This window comes from Paenibacillus suaedae, from assembly GCF_032337355.1.
Classification (GTDB): Bacteria; Bacillota; Bacilli; order Paenibacillales; family Paenibacillaceae; genus Paenibacillus_B; species Paenibacillus_B suaedae.
Window position 1 is genome coordinate 1,362,047 of record NZ_JAVYAA010000001.1, and the last position, 17,520, is coordinate 1,379,566.

A 17,520-nucleotide genomic window follows, 5' to 3' on the forward strand; every position below is an offset into this window, starting at 1 on the left:
GGATGTAGAGTTGGAAGCTTGGAGAAGAAATATGTATATTTTGAGCATTGCACAATTTTTAGTCATGTCTGCATTTAGTTTAATTATACCTTTTATTCCAGTCTATCTTAAAAATGATTTAGGAGTTCACTCTCAATCCGATATTCAACTTTGGACAGGGATGATTTTTGGAGCTACTTTTTTATCCGCCTTTCTGTTTCAGCCGATATGGGGGAAAATTGCAGATCGAACGAGTAGAAAAACGATTCTTATCCGATCAGCTATTGGGATGGCGTTTGCCACATTCTTAATGACCTATAGTACATCCGCTTTGCATTTATTAGTTCTAAGATTTTTCTTAGGGATTTTCGGTGGATTTATTCCTGCATCTGCTCCATTTATTACAATGAATACTCCTCAAGAAAAAATAGGATATGCACTCGGTGGAGCCCAATCTGGTGCCTACGCCGGAAATATTTTTGGACCTTTAATCGGCGGAATTTTGGGGCAGTGGATAGGATTTTATAAAATCCTTTATGTGTCTAGTGCTATGTTGTTGATTTCAGGGGCTCTTATTTTATTCTTTTTAACAGAACTTAATAAACCTGAACCAAATAACTTGAAACTTTCGACATCTAGAAATAAACGTATTACCTTTTTTTCTGAACTGCGGGAAATTACAAAGAAGCCTCTGATTGGAACTTTATTTATGGTTGGATTTCTTATTCAGTTTTCAACGATGAGTACCTCACCATTTCTGGCTACGTATGTAGAAAGTATGTGGAACAATGATGCCTTTTTAACAACCATGGTAGGGTTATCAGTTTCTATCTCGGGTGTTTCTATTATGATCTTTTCTCCTATATTAGGAAGAAAAGCAGATCGAGTTGGTCCAGAAATTATCCTCTTCATTTCTTTGTTAGGGAATTTTATTTGTTATGTTTCTCAAGCGTTGGTTTCTTCTATCGTGCTGTTTCTGCTCGCTAGGTTTTTAATGGGGATATTTATAGGTGGACTTCTCCCATCAGTAATAAGTTTAATACGAAAATATGCACCTGAAAAAATGGAGAGTTTAACATTCGGTTATTATCATAGCGCTCTATTTTTAGGAAATCTAATTGGTCCTTTACTTGGAGGATATTTAAGTGGAATCATTCACATAAAAGGGGTTATTTTGTTGGCCGGTCTTCTCTTTTTGATGAATAGTTTAATTTTAAGATTTCATTTGTTTAGGCACGAATCCTTTGTATCTTTACTGATGAGGGTCAAAAAAGGTTAAGTGGTTTGGCGTAACGGAATATGGAACCTGCACTTACAGAAAAAGTGGGCGCTAATACGAAAGTAAGCTTCTTGTGTGTAAAGTAGGCTACAGGATCTAAGGCTCCTACAAGACCGCTTGTTCCGGACGGCAGGACTTGTCGCCATGTGTTCCGCTGCGGGACTGCTCGGCATGCTGCATGTATTTCCGCTGTATCAGCATGCACTGTAGGCTTCGGCCTCCAGCCAGCGAGGCCGCCATGACCGTAAAATCTCGGCAATCTTCTATTCCTGCGACGATGTCCGTAAAGGCTGAAGGATAGGAGATAGGAGATGCTCCTAAATTGCTAGATTGTGGTAGCATTTAAAATGTATATACTTTTGTTCTGGTGCTTGGTGTTCGTTGTGAATTTTTGTTGTCGACCCCCAATAGCGTAAAAACTCCGGGGGATCGACGACAAATTGGAATATGGAGATAATAAGCGAGAATCGCAGATAGAATGTGGAAATATTCGATTTGTTGATTTGTCTAAGCATCTCTCTAAAGCTTGTGTGAAGTAGGGACATTTAGTAAAATTAGCGTAGCAACAGCACTTTTTGGGGTTTTGAACGTACCTATGAGGAATTGAAACAAGTATGTCTTCTCTATTCCGTCGCCCATGTCCATGGTTTTGAACGTACCTATGAGGAATTGAAACTCCCTTATCTCTGATAAGACAGGCTGTAAGATTAGTTTTGAAAGTACCTATGAGGAATTGAAACTAATGATAACTCTTATTAAGTTCTATCATCGTATCTAGATTTGGACGTACCTATATGGAATTGAAACCTTGAAAACGCACTAGAGGTCGCCCGCAAATTGGCGAGTTTTGAAAATACCTATGAGGAATTGAAACTATCCATAACCAAAGTAAGGATCAGCCTTACCTGGGTTTTGAAAGTACCAATAAGAAATGAAACAGTCAAAACCATTCCTGCATCTGCTTCATGTTCTTTAAGTTTTGAAAGTACCTATGAGGAATTGAAATGACGGCATATCCTTCTTAACTTCGTGGATTTGATTTCGTTTTTAAAGTACCTATGAGGAATTGAAATTTGAACAGTTCATCGATAAAGGCATTGAACTCGCCAGTTTTAAAAGTACCTATGAGGATTTGAAACATAAGGAACTGATGGCCAAATGGCAGGTAGGGTGTCCGTAGAATTTTAAAAGTACCTGTAAGGAATTAAATTTGCTCATTCCGGGCGGTCCAGAATTATTACTTCAATTCTGAATGAACCATTACAGAACTGAAAATAAGTTTACAACACTATACAAGGAAATTAATGGGTCGCTAATAGCAAATACTTCACTCTCTTTGATATAAACTAATATTTTGAAAAGCCTATACCTGATATAACTTTCTCCTTAGAATGGTCAATCGACCATTCTTTTTTTATTGCTCTCATTGTTTAACTCCTTAACTCATTTCGTATAACCCAAAAATTGCAAAGAAGTGTCAAATTACCTCGAAAAAGGGCAGGAAATAATGGAAAGGAAATCGAAATGATTACTGGTGCAATATTACTAGTTCTATAGTTCAACAGAAGGAGGAGGGAAATGACTAGTGCAAGATGATAATAGCGATTGGTTGAGAAAGTGGGAATCACTGCTGGAACAACCCTTGGTTAAAGTTAGATCGCGTCTGGCCACGGTGACTTTAGAAGAACATACAAATCAAAGAAGCGAAGAATCCAGCATGGTCATTAGGCCGTTGACGATTGCTGAGGTAAATCGGATTCGTTCAAATTGGGAACAGTTTAAACAACGTCCTGGGTCATGTCGAATAGACGCGTTATTGAATTGGGCAAGAAAGCATGTATCAAATGTTGCGACTGAAGCAACTTCGTATATGTCGTTGTTCGAACTGCTGCGGGTTGAGGCTGCTATACATGAAGTAGATCCACAGGGCAAAGGATTTCAATTGGTTCTAGGGGATTTGTCTGGCATCCAGCCTTATCTATTCGCTATTGCCCGTACAGGTGAGGAAGGGATTGCTCGTCGGTTACGGTCTCGAAGCTTTATATTAGGAATGTTGGCTCAGTCCGCGTCAGTATCGTTAACCTCTCGGCTTGGACTAAGCCCAGCCTGTATCCTTATGTCAACGGGCGGTATTTTTATGTTAGTTCTTCCACGAGAGTGCTTATGGCAGATATGGAAGGCGGACATGGATCATTATTTGTTTAAAACCTTCCAAGGTGAATTGCAATTGCACATGGCTGGGATAGAAGTGCAGCAAGGACAAGTCCATTCCATGTCAGCACTAATCTCGGAATTGCATAACAGGGTGCAACGCGAAAAGTCAAGGCCATTTGCATCGATGCTACAAACAACTGGAGAATGGTCTGATAAGCAATGGGTGCACGATATTTCTCCGGTAGACGATTGTTCGATGGAACTAGAATTAGGGAGCAGATTGCCGCAAGCAATGGGTGTACAACTTGTTCCTGGAGAGTCTGATGGGGGAACGGTTTTTAAATTATGGGGAAATATGGAAATGCATTTGCTGATGCCTCAAAGCAAATCACACCCAGATGCGATATGGACTGAATATTGGAATGACAATGCTCCGCAATTTATTGAAGCCGGTTGGGTACAAGCATCGAGTATATCTAATTATGTGCCGACTACAGATAAGCAGACAATGACATTTGTAGAAATGGCAGAGACTTCTGTGGGGAAAAAAGCACTTGGGATATTAAAAGCAGATATTGATCATCTTGGATTATTACTATCCTTTGGACTAAAAGGATGCAAAAACGATTATTCATTACATGAATATATGTACATTAGCAGGAATTTGCATGTTTTTACGTCAGAGATTATTACGGCCAAAATTATAGAACAATTTCCAAAAGTGTATACAGTGTTTTCGGGCGGGGACGATTTATTCTTTATAGGACCTTGGTCAGATATGCCTGAATTTGCATTGGAGTTGAACGAGCAGTTTCGATTCTATGTTGAAGACAATAACTCAGTCACATTATCCGCAGCATTATTATTTGTCTCTCCGAAGACTCCGATGGCCTCACTTGCACATATAGCAGAACAATCACTGAGTGAAGCTAAGGATACAGCGAATGAGATCAGACTTTCCAAGGCTTATGCGGAAGGCCGGAATCAAATTTGTCTGCACGGTCAGATCATGGAGTGGGAGCATCTCAAAAAAGCTTGGGATAAGGCCAAAGAATGGGATACGTGGTTACAGCATGGGGGATGTACACATTCGCTCATGCGCAAACTGCTTCAACTTGCTGAAATGCGGCATGCTTTTACTGCTAGCGGTAAAGTGGAAGGATTGCGTTATCAGTCTATGCTGGCATATACGATAAATCGTTTTTCGGATTTAAAGGGCGACACCGAGGCGAAACGGTCTCAGGAGGCCTGCAAGAGATGGTTAATCCAGCTTCGAAACAGGCATGCGATCGAGGCAGACACTTGGTGGTTTTTGATGCCGTCCATATATCGAATCTTTTATTTCATGCAAGAAAGGGGAGAAAAGGCAAATGAATAAAGGGAATAATTATTCAAAAAATGGGAGGACGAACCAATCTGGAGGTCGCCCGGATGCACAGCGAGATCCTATAAAGCTGCCGGAAGGTTATTTAAAAGAAGGGTACTTTGATAGCGAAGGTCTTCCTAGACGTGAGCTGTACGTGGAAATGGCCGAAGAAGTAGCGAAAAAGTTGGGTTTAGTAGGTGACACAAGTTCACGTTTACGCAAATATTACAACGAAATTCGAACCATTTGGGAAGTAGTCAATGCCGATAAAAGTGTTTCTGAAAAGGCTTTTCATTCTAATAGACACAGATTATATAAATTGCGAGCTACGGCGAGTTATGATTCCAATCGCGAAGATGCCCGTTCTTCTAGGATACTGTATGATTTTGTAGATAGAAATGTTCAGATTGCCGAAAAATCTTTGAAACACTACAAAGTATTTATGGATCATTTCATGTGTATTATGGGTTATTTCAAAGAAAACGGAGGTAAGTCGAAATGGTAGGTAGATTATTAGGTTATCAGGTTGTAACAGGAATCATACGTTGCGAAACTGGCCTTCGCATTGGGGCATCCTCAGATTCATTAGAAATTGGAGGGCTTGATAATCCCATTATTGTAGAGCCTATTCATGGTATGCCGTATATTCCGGGTTCTTCGCTGAAAGGTAAAATGCGATCGTTGTTAGAGCTAGCGGAAGGAAAGTTTAATCCAAATGGAGAGCCGTATAGTGGGGCAAAATATGGTGGTTCTATAGAGAATTGCAATATCTCTCGTTTATTTGGCCCGCATCGCAATCCGAATCATAAATTCGGCCCATCGCGGTTGATTGTTCGGGATGCCCATCTTACAGAGGAATGGAAACAACTATTTATAAGTCGGAAAACAGAGTTAGGCAATCAATTTCTTGACATCAAAACCGAAAATACGATTAATCGCAATACAGGAGCTGCACGTCATCCGCGGCATCAAGAACGCGTACCGGTCGGAACCGAATTTGATTTTGAATTCGTTTTGCGTAATTTTGACTGGAATGAGGTATTCGGAAACGAGGAAGTAGACAACTTGAGAGTATTGGCAGACGTGATGGTTAAGTTGGAAAAAGACTATCTTGGAGGTTCGGGTACACGAGGATACGGGAAAGTTATATTTACGAATGTGAAGGTTGACGGCAAACCATATGACATACATACACGTTCATTCATAGAAGACGGTGAACAGTAATGCGCTGGCTTGAAATTACGATAGAGCCTAAATCAAGCGTTCTGACGCCTTGGCAGGCAGATACGCTGTTTGGGCATATGGCATGGGAAATGCGTTATGATCATGGGGAAAAGAAGCTTCGTGAATGGCTGGATTCATTTGCTTTGCCAGATGACGAGGAAGAGAGAGCAGCATTCATGCCTCCATTCGTCTTGTCTGACGGCTTTGCAAGCGAATGGTTGCCGCGTCCCATGCTTCCGCCACGTAAGCGCAATGCTTCCGAATTTTCTTTGAATGAAGCGCGTCAGGCTAAAAAGCAGAAAAATTTACGCTGGCTGCGGACTGAAAGATGGCTAGAGGGAAACTACCATGATATGGCGGGGCTGTCCAAACAAGGTGATTGGATGACCCGATTATCAATGCATAACATTATAGATCGCAACAATATGCAGACTCTTGAAGAAGGCGGCTTGTTTGCAAATGAAGAGTATTCGTTACCCATTAATCCTGACTCTGGGGAAGCACAAAAAGTGTCGATTTTTGCAGCGGTACGCAGCGATACGGATAGTCAGCAATTGATTGCATTAATGGAACGCGTTGCATTAATCGGTTATGGCAAACGGAAAAGTGTGGGCTACGGCCAATTTCGCATATGCGACGTTCATGATCGAACCGACTGGTGGAACAAATGGGATAAACATGCCAATGCTCATATGTGGTTAAGCCATGGCGTCCCTTCAAGCTATGATTCAGCAAATGGTTGGTATCGAGTTAAGACGAAGCATGGCAAGATTGGAGAGGGCTGGAGTGACTTAAAGAATCCCTTCAAGAAGCCATTGAGTCGCATTGTCCCCGGTTCTGTTTTTACCATTCCAGAGGGGAGTTATCGGAGTTTTGCAGGTTGCATGATCAAAAATATCTCGGACTATCGCCCTGAAATCGTGCAATACGCTTATGCACTGACGCTACCACTAGTTATAGAGGAGACTGCTAATGAAGAAGATTCTGTTCTATTCACTGGGCGGATCTGACGTACAGGACAAACAATTAAAATATGATCGTACTAAAAGCTCTGATGATCAGAAGCGAGTATTTAATGGTTTTTCTGATTTCTGTGAAAAATGGTATAGCATATTAGAGTCTAATACGGAGGAAACAATAGCTAATATTGAAATTCCTCTTCTCAACAATCTCTTAAAGCATTTAGCTGACGAACAGAATAAACCAGACCAAATCGTTTTGTTCTATACGGAACAAAAACCTCAAGACACAAAGGATACCTTTTGGGCATATCGAATAATTGAATATATTGTTACGAAAACAGATTTACTAGGCTATCGCATTCCGGTTGTAAAAGGTATCCAAGTACAAGGCAACCCTGCATCCCTTTCTGAAATGATGTACTTGTACAATGAATTGTTAACGGAAAATACATTGCGTAACGAATGTGGCGTAAGCGAGGCTGATATAGCACTCGCTTGTTTTACTGCCGGGACGCCGGCAATGAGCCATCATTTGCTCGAAGCATTCAGCGGTCTAAAGTACCCTAAGAACAGGCATTATTACGATGTTCGAAGAGACCGCGTTCAAAAAATTCAATTAGCGGATTTGCTTCGTTATGATGATGTGTTCAAATTAGTCGAAAATATGCTTTACAACCGGCAATTTTCTCAAGCACTAGACATCATTCGAACAATGCAATTTACTTTCCTGCAACCGGTATTGAAGGAGATTGAGGATGTCGTTCGTGCTTTCCATTACTGGACCCTCTTCGATTATAAAGAAGCAGTGAAGCACTGGGAGCAAGGTATGAGGGCTTGGAATACAGAGGATGAACATGAATATACCATAGGGTGTGAGCTTCTAACCAAGCTTTATTTAGGAAGTGAAAAAATTAAAACCAAAAATGAGGATTGGCTTGACGATAAAGATATTCGCTTGGTTGTTCAAGATTATTATCGGAAAGCATGTTATTTTTGGGAACGAGAACAATGGCAGGACTTTTCTGTTAGTGCCAGCTCATTTTATGAGTGGTTACTATATATGAAATTTGTTCAAATAATGGGGATCGAGTTTGTGAGAGGAAATCATTCAGGAAAGAATTGGACTCGTTATCTGGAAAGGAAAAAAGAAGAGGTGCAATCCAGATTTCCTGATTTTGAGGGAATCTCCCGAAGTAGTGACCGCATGGCTTTTATCGATATGATAAAGGCGAATTCGAGTAGTTCTGAAATAATCGGATCTTGGGGAGCTGCGATGGATAAACTATATAGAAAAAGAAATGAAGCTGTTCATGCATTGGCAACCATTACAGATACAATAATCAAGGAATGTGTTGGAGAGAATTGGCCAGAAGATACAGGAAGTATGCTGCAGCAAGACTTTCATGTTGAGATTAGGGAAGATAGCATGAAAAGACTTATTCAATCTTTTGTTAAAACAATGGAAAATCGCTTAATGACACATTTACAATTGCAGAAGCAAGCCGCTATTTTACATTTGGTAACTTAATGAAATTGTTAATATAGAGCATTAAAATCACATCGAATACAGACATTAGAATTTGTAATGTTGTCGTCGATCCCTAATAACGCAAAAATCCCGGGGGATCGACGACAATTGAATTTAAGGAAAAGTGTGGTACATTTATGTTGTTGCTTTTCAGTTAAAGATTTATTTTAATTTAAGGAAAGGCTATAATAGTAGGCTTTTCATGGGTTTGTAACGTACCTATAAGGAATTGAAACTTCACTCTTTTCAAATTTGAATAGTTGGTATAGCAGTTGTGTTTGTAACGTACCTATAAGGAATTAAATAAGAAAAATGATTCAAATATATGGTTACGTTTGAAAATACTTATGAGGATTGAATTCAGGGCATGAAATAAAAAGCGTGTAGCGGTTTTGAGATTTCGAACGTGATAGAGGAAAGTGAAAATTAACATAAAATATCAATTCATAATGTAAATTTTTTACCAAAATAACTGTTCTTATCAGAGATTGTCCACTTAAGAATTTTATTAATTGATCGATGCCTTAGGGATTGGTAGTGAACTTGCTGTTAATTGATGAATAGAAAAACTTTTCAATTTACTATACCGGGAACGATCTTAATTTTTAAATGTTGTCGTCGACCCCCAAAAGCGTAAACCCGGGGGATCGACGACAATTGAATTTGATTGAGAAGCCTATCACGTCAAGGAAAAGTGTGGTACATTTGTGTTTGATTCTTTCTGTTAACGTTTATTTTGTTTTTAAGAATTGCTATAACAGTGAGCATTTAATGGGGTTTGTAATGTACCTATGAGGATTGTATTCAAAGGTAAGTTGTTTTTTTCAATTGTAAGATTTTGAACGCGTGATAGAGAAAATGAATTTTAACAGATCAGCTTTCGGTATTTTGAGATTTTTGACTAGTAGCAATTCAAACGTGAACGGAAATTGAAAAATATCAAAGTATAGGCAAACCGGAGTGTTTTAAAAAGGGGGACAAGGTTTTGAGAATCAAAATTACATTGACCTTTGACGGTAAGCTTACCATGCCTATAAATCATCAAGAATGGATTCATGGTCTTATTTACCATAGTATCAGGGATGATGGGTATCGGAACTTTTTGCATAATACGGGCTATCAACAGGGAAAACGCCAATTCCGGATGTTTACTTTCTCTAGGCTAAACGGATCGTATAAACTAGACAGAAATTCTTCTACTTTAGAATTTGAACCACCGCATGTTTCATTTATATTTTCAGCATATGATAAAAAATTGATTCAGGAATTGGTGTCTTCTTTATTAATAAGAGATGATCTCCGTTTGGGAAGTAGTCAGGTTAAGGTTGTTTCTATTGATCAAATCCATGATACCGTAAGCGAGAAAATGCTTATTCGTCTTCTCACGCCTGTTACCATGTATAGCACATTTCAGCTTCACGATAAGAAAAAGACGTATTTTTATTCGCCTTGGGAAGAGGAGTTTAGTAAATTAATCCACGCAAATGCTCTTAAAAAATACGAAGCATTACATGGGGAAGCTATTGCAGTCAATAAATCGATCTCGCTTATCCCCTTCTATCGAGAACGAATCAAGTCAATAACATCTAAGTTTAAGTCAACGTTGATTAAAGGATGGACGGGAGATTTTTTATTGGAAGGCGATTTAGATCTGATACAATTAACCTATGATGTGGGACTCGGCGCTAAAAATTCTAACGGTCATGGTCTCTATGAAGTGATTCGACACCTAGGGGATTGATCGTATTGATTGTAAACTTGCTGTAAATTGATGAAGAGGAAAACATTTAAAATCAACTATATCGGGTACGATTATTATTTTGTAATGCTGTCGTCGACCCCTCATAGCGTAAAAACACCGGGGGATCGACGACAAATGAATATTACTGCAAAACCTATGACGTCAAGGAAAAGTGTGGTACATTGATGTTGGCTTCTTTCTGTTTAGGTTTATTTTAGTTTCAAAAATTGGTATAATAGTGGGTTTTTAACGGGTTTATAACGTACCTATAAGGAATTGAAACCTTCTCGACTGCAATATTCAACATCAATGCAAGCTGAGTTTATAACGTACCTATAAGGAATTGAAACTCCTCTTCGGCCTTCTTCTCAGCTTGGTATTTCTCGTTTATAACGTGCCTATAAGGAATTGAAACTGTCTTCCTGCCATGTCTTCGTTCCTCCCTGTTGCGCGGGTTTGTAACGTACCTATAAGGAATGAAATAAGAGAAATGCTTCAAATATAAGCTCTCATGGTTACGTTTGAAAATATTCATGAGGATTGGATTAAGGACATGGGAATGAGAAGTGTGTGGCGGTTACAAGATTATTAATGTGATAGATGCAGCTTAACAAATGTCAATTCGGGATGTTAATTTTACCGAGACTAACGGTTTGTATAAATTGTTAGAAATTATACGGCTTTTGAATTTTATGAATTGATCCCTCAGGGATTGGTAATGAACTTGCTGTAAATTGATGAATAGAAGAAAACTTTTCTATTTACTATACCGGGAACTATCTTTATTTTTAAATGTTGTCGTCGACCCCCAATAGCGTAAAAATCCCGGGGGATCGACGACAACTGAATTTTGTCTCGAAACCTATGACATCAAGGGAAAGTATTGTACATTGATGTTGTTGCTTTTCAATTAAGATTTATATTAATTTCAGAAAACGCTGTAACATCAGGCTTTTCACGGGTTTATAACGTACCTATGAGGAATTGAAATATGTAACTTGTGGCAAAAGAAAAAGACGCCATAGTAGTTTATAACATACCTATGAGGAATTGAAATTGAAACACGTACGCTCAAACCTAAAGGAACTCGCGGACAGTTTATAACGTACCTATGAGGAATTGAAATCCGAAATCGAAGCGATCCGCCATAGAAACGGCGTCCGTTTGTATTGTACCTATGAGGAATGATTTCAAAGGTAAGTTATTTTTACCAATCGTTGATATTGAACGTGATCGAGGAAATTAAATGTAACGGATCAGTTTTCAGTGTTTTGAGATTTTTGACTAGTAGCAATTCAAACGTAAATGGAAAATGAATATCGATAGTATCGATATTCAGCAACAGGGGGGATAAGATATTGAGAATCAAAATTACATTAACCTTTGACGGAAAGCTTACCATACCTATAAATCATCAAGAATAGCTTCATGGCCTTATTTATCATAGTATCAGGGATGATGAATACCGGGATTTTTTGCATAATACAGGTTATCAACGAGGAAAACGCCAATTCCGCATGTTTACTTTTTCCAGGCTGAACGGTTCATATAAACTGGATAGAGATTCTTCCATCTTAGAATTTGAATCACCGCATGTTTCATTTATATTTTCGGCATATGATAAAAAATTGATTCAGGAATTGGTGTCTTCTTTAATAATAAGAGATGATTTCCGTTTGGGCAGCAGTCAAGTTAAGGTTGTTTCTATTGATCAAATTCATGAAACTGTCAGCGAGAAAATGCAAATACGCTTTCTCACGCCTGTTACCATGTACAGTACATTTCAGCTTGACGATAAGAAAAAGACATATTTTTATTCGCCTTTGGAAGAGGAATTCAGTGGGCTAATCCAAGCAAACGCCCTCAAAAAATACGAAGCTTTCCATGGAAAACCTTTGGCGGTCGATAAACCGCTTTCGCTGACTCCTCTTCATCGGGAACGAATTAAGCCAATAACATCTAAGTTTAAGTCAACACTGATTAAAGGATGGACAGGAGATTTCTTATTGGAAGGCGATTTAGATTTGATTCAATTAACCTATGATGTGGGACTCGGCGCTAAAAATTCTAACGGTCATGGGCTTTATGAGATAGTCCGAAATCTCAGGGATTAATTGTAAACTTGCTGTATGTTGGTGAAGGGACTACCCTATACTCGGTAAGAATTATTGATTGCAATGTTGTCGTCGACCCCCAATAGCGTAAAAACCCCCGGGGGATCGACGACAATTGAATTTTACTGAGAAGCCTATCACGTCAAGGAAAAGTGTGGTACATTGGTGTTGGCTTCTTTCTTTTTAGGGTTATTTTGGTTTCAAAAAATGCAATAACAGTGGGCTTTTGATGGGTTTGTAACGTACCTATAAGGAATTGAAACTAGTTCTCTGTTATCTGCACCAGCGCACCATAAACCGTTTGTACCGTACCTATAAGGAATTGAAACCTAAGAACATCACCAATTGTTTGCATCCTCTTCTTCGTTTGTAACGTACCTATAAGGAATTGAAACCCAAGATGTTCATATCATAGTAGCGAATAACGTAATCATCGTTTGTAATGTACCTATAAGGAATTGAAACTCGGTTGAAAGATCTATTCCTCCGCCAGTAACGCCGTTTGTAACGTACCTATAAGGAATTGAAACCGACTAATGCCTTGGGTGAAATCACGGTGGAAATTGGAGTTTGTAACGTACCTATAAGGAATTGAAACGCCTGCAGAAACTCTTTCACGTTCTCCAAGCTGAAATGTTTGTACCGTACCTATAAGGAATTGAAACCTATTTTCAGCTTCACAATAAACCCGATCCTCATTTGAGTTTGTAACGTACCTATAAGGAATTGAAACTATTCCGACCTCGACCTTGATGCAAATAAGATAGAAACAGTTTGTAACGTACCTATAAGGAATTAAAATAGTACTTCTGAATAATCAAATTGACCTTTAGTGTTCGTTTGTAATGTACCTGTGTACCTATAAGGAATTGAAACCAGAGCATGACGGCGAACTCAATCCGAGCAGGTTGGGGGTTGTAACGTACCTATGAGGAATTGAAATAATTTTCTGATAGTTTCAAGCTTTTCCTCAGTCTAATCCGTTTGTTACGTACCTATGTGGAGTTGAAACGTTGGTTATGAAAGCGGCGTAGGGAAGGATCCAGAGATGTTTCTAACGTACCTATGAGGATTTGAAATTAGGATGGCTAAATGGGGATCGGTAATGTAGCGCAATTAGGAGTGGTTCGACTTGCAGAAAGGGTTGAGAAACAGGTATCTGTTTATTTCTCGATGCTTCAGCCTGCAGCCGTCTAAAAACAAAGGAGTGAGATGATTCTTGCTCCTTTTCATATGTTTTTCCTCTTAAAATCATTAAATTTACACGATCTATACGACATGGTAAAATATAGGTAGTAATTTGATAAAAAGGAGGGATGATATTGAACGCAACTATCATTACAACAATCGGTGAACTAATCCAAGATACAAGGCGCTCATTAAATATGACGATCACTCAATTGTCAGAATTATCAGGTGTTCCTAGAGGTACGATTTCAAGAATCGAGAACGGCGAAGTAAAGCGTCCAGAATTTTCGAGTGTGCGTCCATTGGCAGTGACATTGAATATACCTTTTGAAACATTGGTTGATTATTATGTAGAGGTTGAGAAAAGAGCGGAATCCTTGCTACAAATTCTACAATCAACGATTCGGCAAGAAAGTTCTATTGAACTGATCCGAAAAGTTGCGACCAAATACCTTGAATCTCCGAATGAAGACAGCTTTGACTTGACCGAAAGGCTTTATCAACACATCGACTCCATAGAAGACACCTCCATTAAATTGCCACTGTATAACCTCATCGTTGAACACTCTCGCTCACATGGAATTATGCCTTATATCGCCAAGGGGATGTATCGATGCTATCTAATTGAAAGAAATGATTTTAGCAAATTGAAGGAAACTTATTCCGATGGAAAATATGTCCTTCATTATATTGATTTCTTATCTCAACAAGAGCAGATCGAGCTATACTACAAATTAGGTGTTCATGCATTCAACTTAAAATTCTATAAAGAGAGTATTCATCACTGTAAGAAAATACTTGCTGAAGACAGCAATGCAAGTCACCATAAAGTAAATGCACTTGGTATCCTTATTGAAGCATATTTCTGCATTGGAGAATACGAAGAATCAGAATTTTACTGTCTACAGTACAAACAATTTAATTATCCCAATGTCCAAGAAAACGTGGTTCTTGCCGAAGCGTTATTAAAGGCCAAGAAAGGAAATACAGACCTAGCAATCGAACAACTCCTTACATTTCTTAAGACTTGCAGTGATCTCTCTGCCCTTCCTGCAACAAAAAATCTCCTTCAATTATACTTACAGCAAAACAACCTGAAAGACGCAAAGACTTTGCTGGAGAACAGTAAGATAGACTCGACAATCCTAGACAAAGGCAATCCTTTCATTTTTTTAGGATACGCCGATTACCTTCGGATAAAAGGCGAATATTATTTAGCATTAGGCAATTATGAAACATGCGTTACCTATATGGTGGAGGCAGCCTTGAACTACTCCAAAGTCAATGATACGACTAAAGAAAAAGAATGTCTGAATACCGTTGTGCGTATCCATTTAGAGCATAGCGTATCCCCTCAGTCCACATTTGAAAAATTGAACACATACTTTATTCAGAGTTCAAAAGAATTGGAGGATTAGGTATGAAAAAAATGATAAAAAAACTTTTCTTCAAATCCTGTTTCTACTTAGTTATATTTGTAACAACAACTGATTCATTGGCTGCAGATATTGGGATCATTCATCCGTGGTAAGAAATGGAGGGTTAAGTATGAAAAACTTAATCAAAAGCCTGTATTTCAAGTCTCTTCTATAAACAGTTACCTTTGTGACAACAGTAGCGGCACTCTCAGGCGGATCAGGTAGCATATATCCGTGGTAATGTTGGGAGCATCATTTGATGCTCTTTTTCATTTTTCGACAAAGTGAAACAGTGGTATTTTCTCACATATCTTACTGGAACGTGCATTATACTCAGGAGAGAGATAGTGTACGTGAGGTGAGCGTTATAGATTTATTGGAGCATAAAATAAATGAGCTAAGAAAGAAGCTTACAGAGACTGTTCAGATTAAAGGTGGATTTGCAGACGAAGAAGTGATACGAATTAGCCAACAACTTGATACATACATTGTGCAAATGCAATCACGTCAGGAAAAAAGAAAGAATCAATAATTCAGTAACCCCGATATTTTGCTTAACATATTGGGGTTATTTTAATTGAAATGGTAATAACAGATTCATATAGAGGAGGCTTGATGCAATGGCTTCAAGAAGTGTGGGAACTGCAAAGTCAAGTAGATATGAGGGTTTCCTTTAAACGGTGCACTTTACACAAAGACCCCGGTCTTTCCAGTCGGAAATACCAAGGTCTGAAAAGATTAACGCGAATACAACAACGAACTTCACAGTGAACTCTATCTAGGACGGCGTTGGTTTTACTTTTGCTTTCTTGTTCCTCTGCTGCTATTGCATTTATTCTCTGACAAAGGATCATCGACAATACGAATGTTGGCAATTTGGTTCGTTCGATAGAGAATTTGAACGGGACCTGCACACTTAAAACATTTCCACAGTGTAATCCAACCTCTCCCTTGTCTGACGACTACCTCTTGTACAAAGGAAGGAAACCCTTTATTTTGGCCCTTAATACGTACGAACACATATTTACCGACAAACTTTTTTAGACTGGCTGTTGACATGACTGCACTCCCTTATCATAGGCATATTTTTTTATATTCTGTTCACTCCTTCGTTGTGTGGGTTGTAGCCCTATAATCAGCAGGATTGCCTTCGAAAAACAAACATTCATGACCATTCCGGGTCGCAGGCTTGATGACATTTCGAAAAAACACCAAGCTAGGCGCGTTGCAGGGCATAGTGATATTTTGGGTGTAGCATAAAGGAGTTATTGATATTGGATGGGGACAAAAAGGAAAGAGCCCTTGTCTTAACAAGGGCTCGGGATGCTTCTATTAGATTAAGTGTATGTTTGGGAATACATTGAAGATGGGTAAGACAAGGTACTGTGGGATACAACATGTTGTATTCTTGCAGAACTATTTTAGCGTGGAGCTAATGTATAGGTTTCACCCAGAGCTGTAATGTTGCTGAGCGTATCTTTCCAGCCTGATTTTTCTACAAGAGTTTTAACGCCTTTTGCGATCTCCTCATAGAACTGCTCTTGTTTTTTGTTGTATTTGGGATTGTCGTGAGGATTCGGGGCTATTTTGTACGTATGCTGGCCTGGATTGAATGTAATCCCTCGATTTTTTCCGAAAGATTCTTCGATATATTTATATGTTTCTTTGTTGATCGTGATTGAGCCGCTTACCCCTTTAGCATCTACATTAGTGCCGGAGAAAGGCAACACGATTAAAGCAATGGCCAAAAACAGTGAAAATGATACGGCAAGAAATCCTTTTTTCATGTAAACACTCCTTCTTTCGAACTGAGAGATGGCCACCTCCTTATTTATATATTCCATTTTGCGTGATTAATACCTTAAATTTACTTTTTTTGTTGTGCGAATGACGTGTTGGTGCTGCCCCATAAAAAATAAAGCCTCGGATTGCCCGAGGCTTGTTTGTTACTTCAGTGGCTCAGTTCTGAACTTGGAACGCATCTCATCATAATTTTTCTTCATACTCTCACTTTTGCTATCAGACTCGAAGCCGAATCCTATTTTCCCATCCATCGTTAACACGATCATTTCTTTATCTTTCCCGTCTACAGTTCCTGACAGCAATACGATAGTGGCTTTCTCTCCATCCTTTTCATACTCCGTTGATTCAATAACTTTCGGGTTTTTGTACATATTCTTTTCAGGAATTTCTAGGCTTATCCCCATAGCGAACAGCGGCATAGCTTCTGGATGTACCTTCTCTTCAACGAACTTTTTCTTAGCCTCTTTGTCGGTGCCGTTTAGGTATGTATTGACATAATCGAGTGCTAAAGCTTCATCTTTGGATGCTTGTCCACCTCCGCAGCCTACCAATACTAATACGCAAATCAAGAATATTGCACTAATTTTCTTCAAATAAATAACCTCCTTTTTTCTACATTATATGATTAATTGCTCATATACGCACGTAAAACATCATAGACGAAACTGATTCGTTTGAACGTACCTATTAGGATTGAACGAAATGATAGGAAAAAGGAGTTTCGAGGTTGAAAAAAACGGCAACCCTATAGGTCGAGTTAGGGC

Annotated in this window: 13 protein-coding genes and 1 CRISPR repeat array; of the genes, 10 read left to right on the forward strand and 3 right to left on the reverse strand. The window is 38.9% G+C overall.

From position 1 onward, the window contains the following. The first annotated feature begins 10 nt into the window (after positions 1-10). Entirely contained in the window at positions 11-1,258 is a 1,248-nt protein-coding gene (locus tag RQP50_RS06035) for an MFS transporter (RefSeq protein WP_315743984.1), read from the forward strand. 105 nt (positions 1,259-1,363) lie between these two features. Here RQP50_RS06035 and RQP50_RS06040 read toward each other — a convergent pair whose 3' ends face one another. Then, positions 1,364-1,600: a hypothetical protein gene (locus tag RQP50_RS06040; protein WP_315743987.1), complete on the reverse strand. Its 237-nt coding sequence runs from the start codon at positions 1,598-1,600 to the stop codon at positions 1,364-1,366. Positions 1,601-2,843: 1,243 nt separating this feature from the next. Here RQP50_RS06040 and cas10 point away from each other — a divergent pair. The 9 genes from cas10 to RQP50_RS06085 all read left to right on the forward strand — a co-directional run bounded on the left by cas10 (position 2,844) and on the right by RQP50_RS06085 (position 15,485). Next, on the forward strand, positions 2,844-4,790 hold the full coding sequence (gene cas10, locus RQP50_RS06045; RefSeq protein ID WP_315743989.1) for a type III-A CRISPR-associated protein Cas10/Csm1: 1,947 nt from the start codon (positions 2,844-2,846) through the stop codon (positions 4,788-4,790). Beyond that, on the forward strand, positions 4,783-5,283 hold the full coding sequence (gene csm2, locus RQP50_RS06050; RefSeq protein WP_315743991.1) for a type III-A CRISPR-associated protein Csm2: 501 nt from the start codon (positions 4,783-4,785) through the stop codon (positions 5,281-5,283). Before cas10 ends, csm2 begins: the two co-directional genes overlap by 8 nt. Continuing rightward, entirely contained in the window at positions 5,277-6,002 is a 726-nt protein-coding gene (gene csm3 / locus RQP50_RS06055; RefSeq protein ID WP_315743993.1) for a type III-A CRISPR-associated RAMP protein Csm3, read from the forward strand. Before csm2 ends, csm3 begins: the two co-directional genes overlap by 7 nt. Then, positions 6,002-7,012: a type III-A CRISPR-associated RAMP protein Csm4 gene (gene csm4 / locus RQP50_RS06060; RefSeq protein WP_315743995.1), complete on the forward strand. Its 1,011-nt coding sequence runs from the start codon at positions 6,002-6,004 to the stop codon at positions 7,010-7,012. Before csm3 ends, csm4 begins: the two co-directional genes overlap by 1 nt. Beyond that, complete coding sequence (locus tag RQP50_RS06065) at positions 6,975-8,492, forward strand: hypothetical protein (protein ID WP_315743997.1); 1,518 nt, start codon at positions 6,975-6,977, stop codon at positions 8,490-8,492. The genes csm4 and RQP50_RS06065 overlap by 38 nt, the downstream gene beginning before the upstream one ends. Positions 8,493-9,477: 985 nt before the next feature. Then, positions 9,478-10,233, forward strand: coding sequence for a CRISPR-associated endoribonuclease Cas6 (gene cas6, locus RQP50_RS06070; protein ID WP_315743999.1), 756 nt, complete (start codon positions 9,478-9,480; stop codon positions 10,231-10,233). Positions 10,234-11,708: 1,475 nt separating this feature from the next. Further along, positions 11,709-12,347: a CRISPR-associated endoribonuclease Cas6 gene (cas6, locus tag RQP50_RS06075; RefSeq protein WP_315744001.1), complete on the forward strand. Its 639-nt coding sequence runs from the start codon at positions 11,709-11,711 to the stop codon at positions 12,345-12,347. 233 nt (positions 12,348-12,580) lie between these two features. Beyond that, a CRISPR array of direct repeats spans positions 12,581-13,150; the repeat unit is 30 nt; unit sequence GTTTGTAACGTACCTATAAGGAATTGAAAC. A gap of 519 nt (positions 13,151-13,669) precedes the next feature. Further along, positions 13,670-14,953 (forward strand): helix-turn-helix domain-containing protein, encoded by a 1,284-nt coding sequence (locus RQP50_RS06080; protein ID WP_315744003.1) that lies wholly within the window; start codon positions 13,670-13,672, stop codon positions 14,951-14,953. 259 nt (positions 14,954-15,212) lie between these two features. Continuing rightward, positions 15,213-15,485, forward strand: a complete 273-nt coding sequence (locus tag RQP50_RS06085; protein WP_315744005.1) for an aspartyl-phosphate phosphatase Spo0E family protein — start codon at positions 15,213-15,215, stop codon at positions 15,483-15,485. An 889-nt stretch (positions 15,486-16,374) separates the two neighbouring features. Here RQP50_RS06085 and RQP50_RS06090 read toward each other — a convergent pair. Then, positions 16,375-16,740, reverse strand: a complete 366-nt coding sequence (locus RQP50_RS06090; protein WP_315744007.1) for a hypothetical protein — start codon at positions 16,738-16,740, stop codon at positions 16,375-16,377. Between the two features lie 159 nt (positions 16,741-16,899). Next, positions 16,900-17,349 carry a hypothetical protein gene (locus RQP50_RS06095; RefSeq protein WP_315744009.1) on the reverse strand — a complete coding sequence of 150 codons (450 nt, stop codon included), beginning with the start codon at positions 17,347-17,349 and terminating at the stop codon, positions 16,900-16,902. Positions 17,350-17,520: the final 171 nt, after the last annotated feature.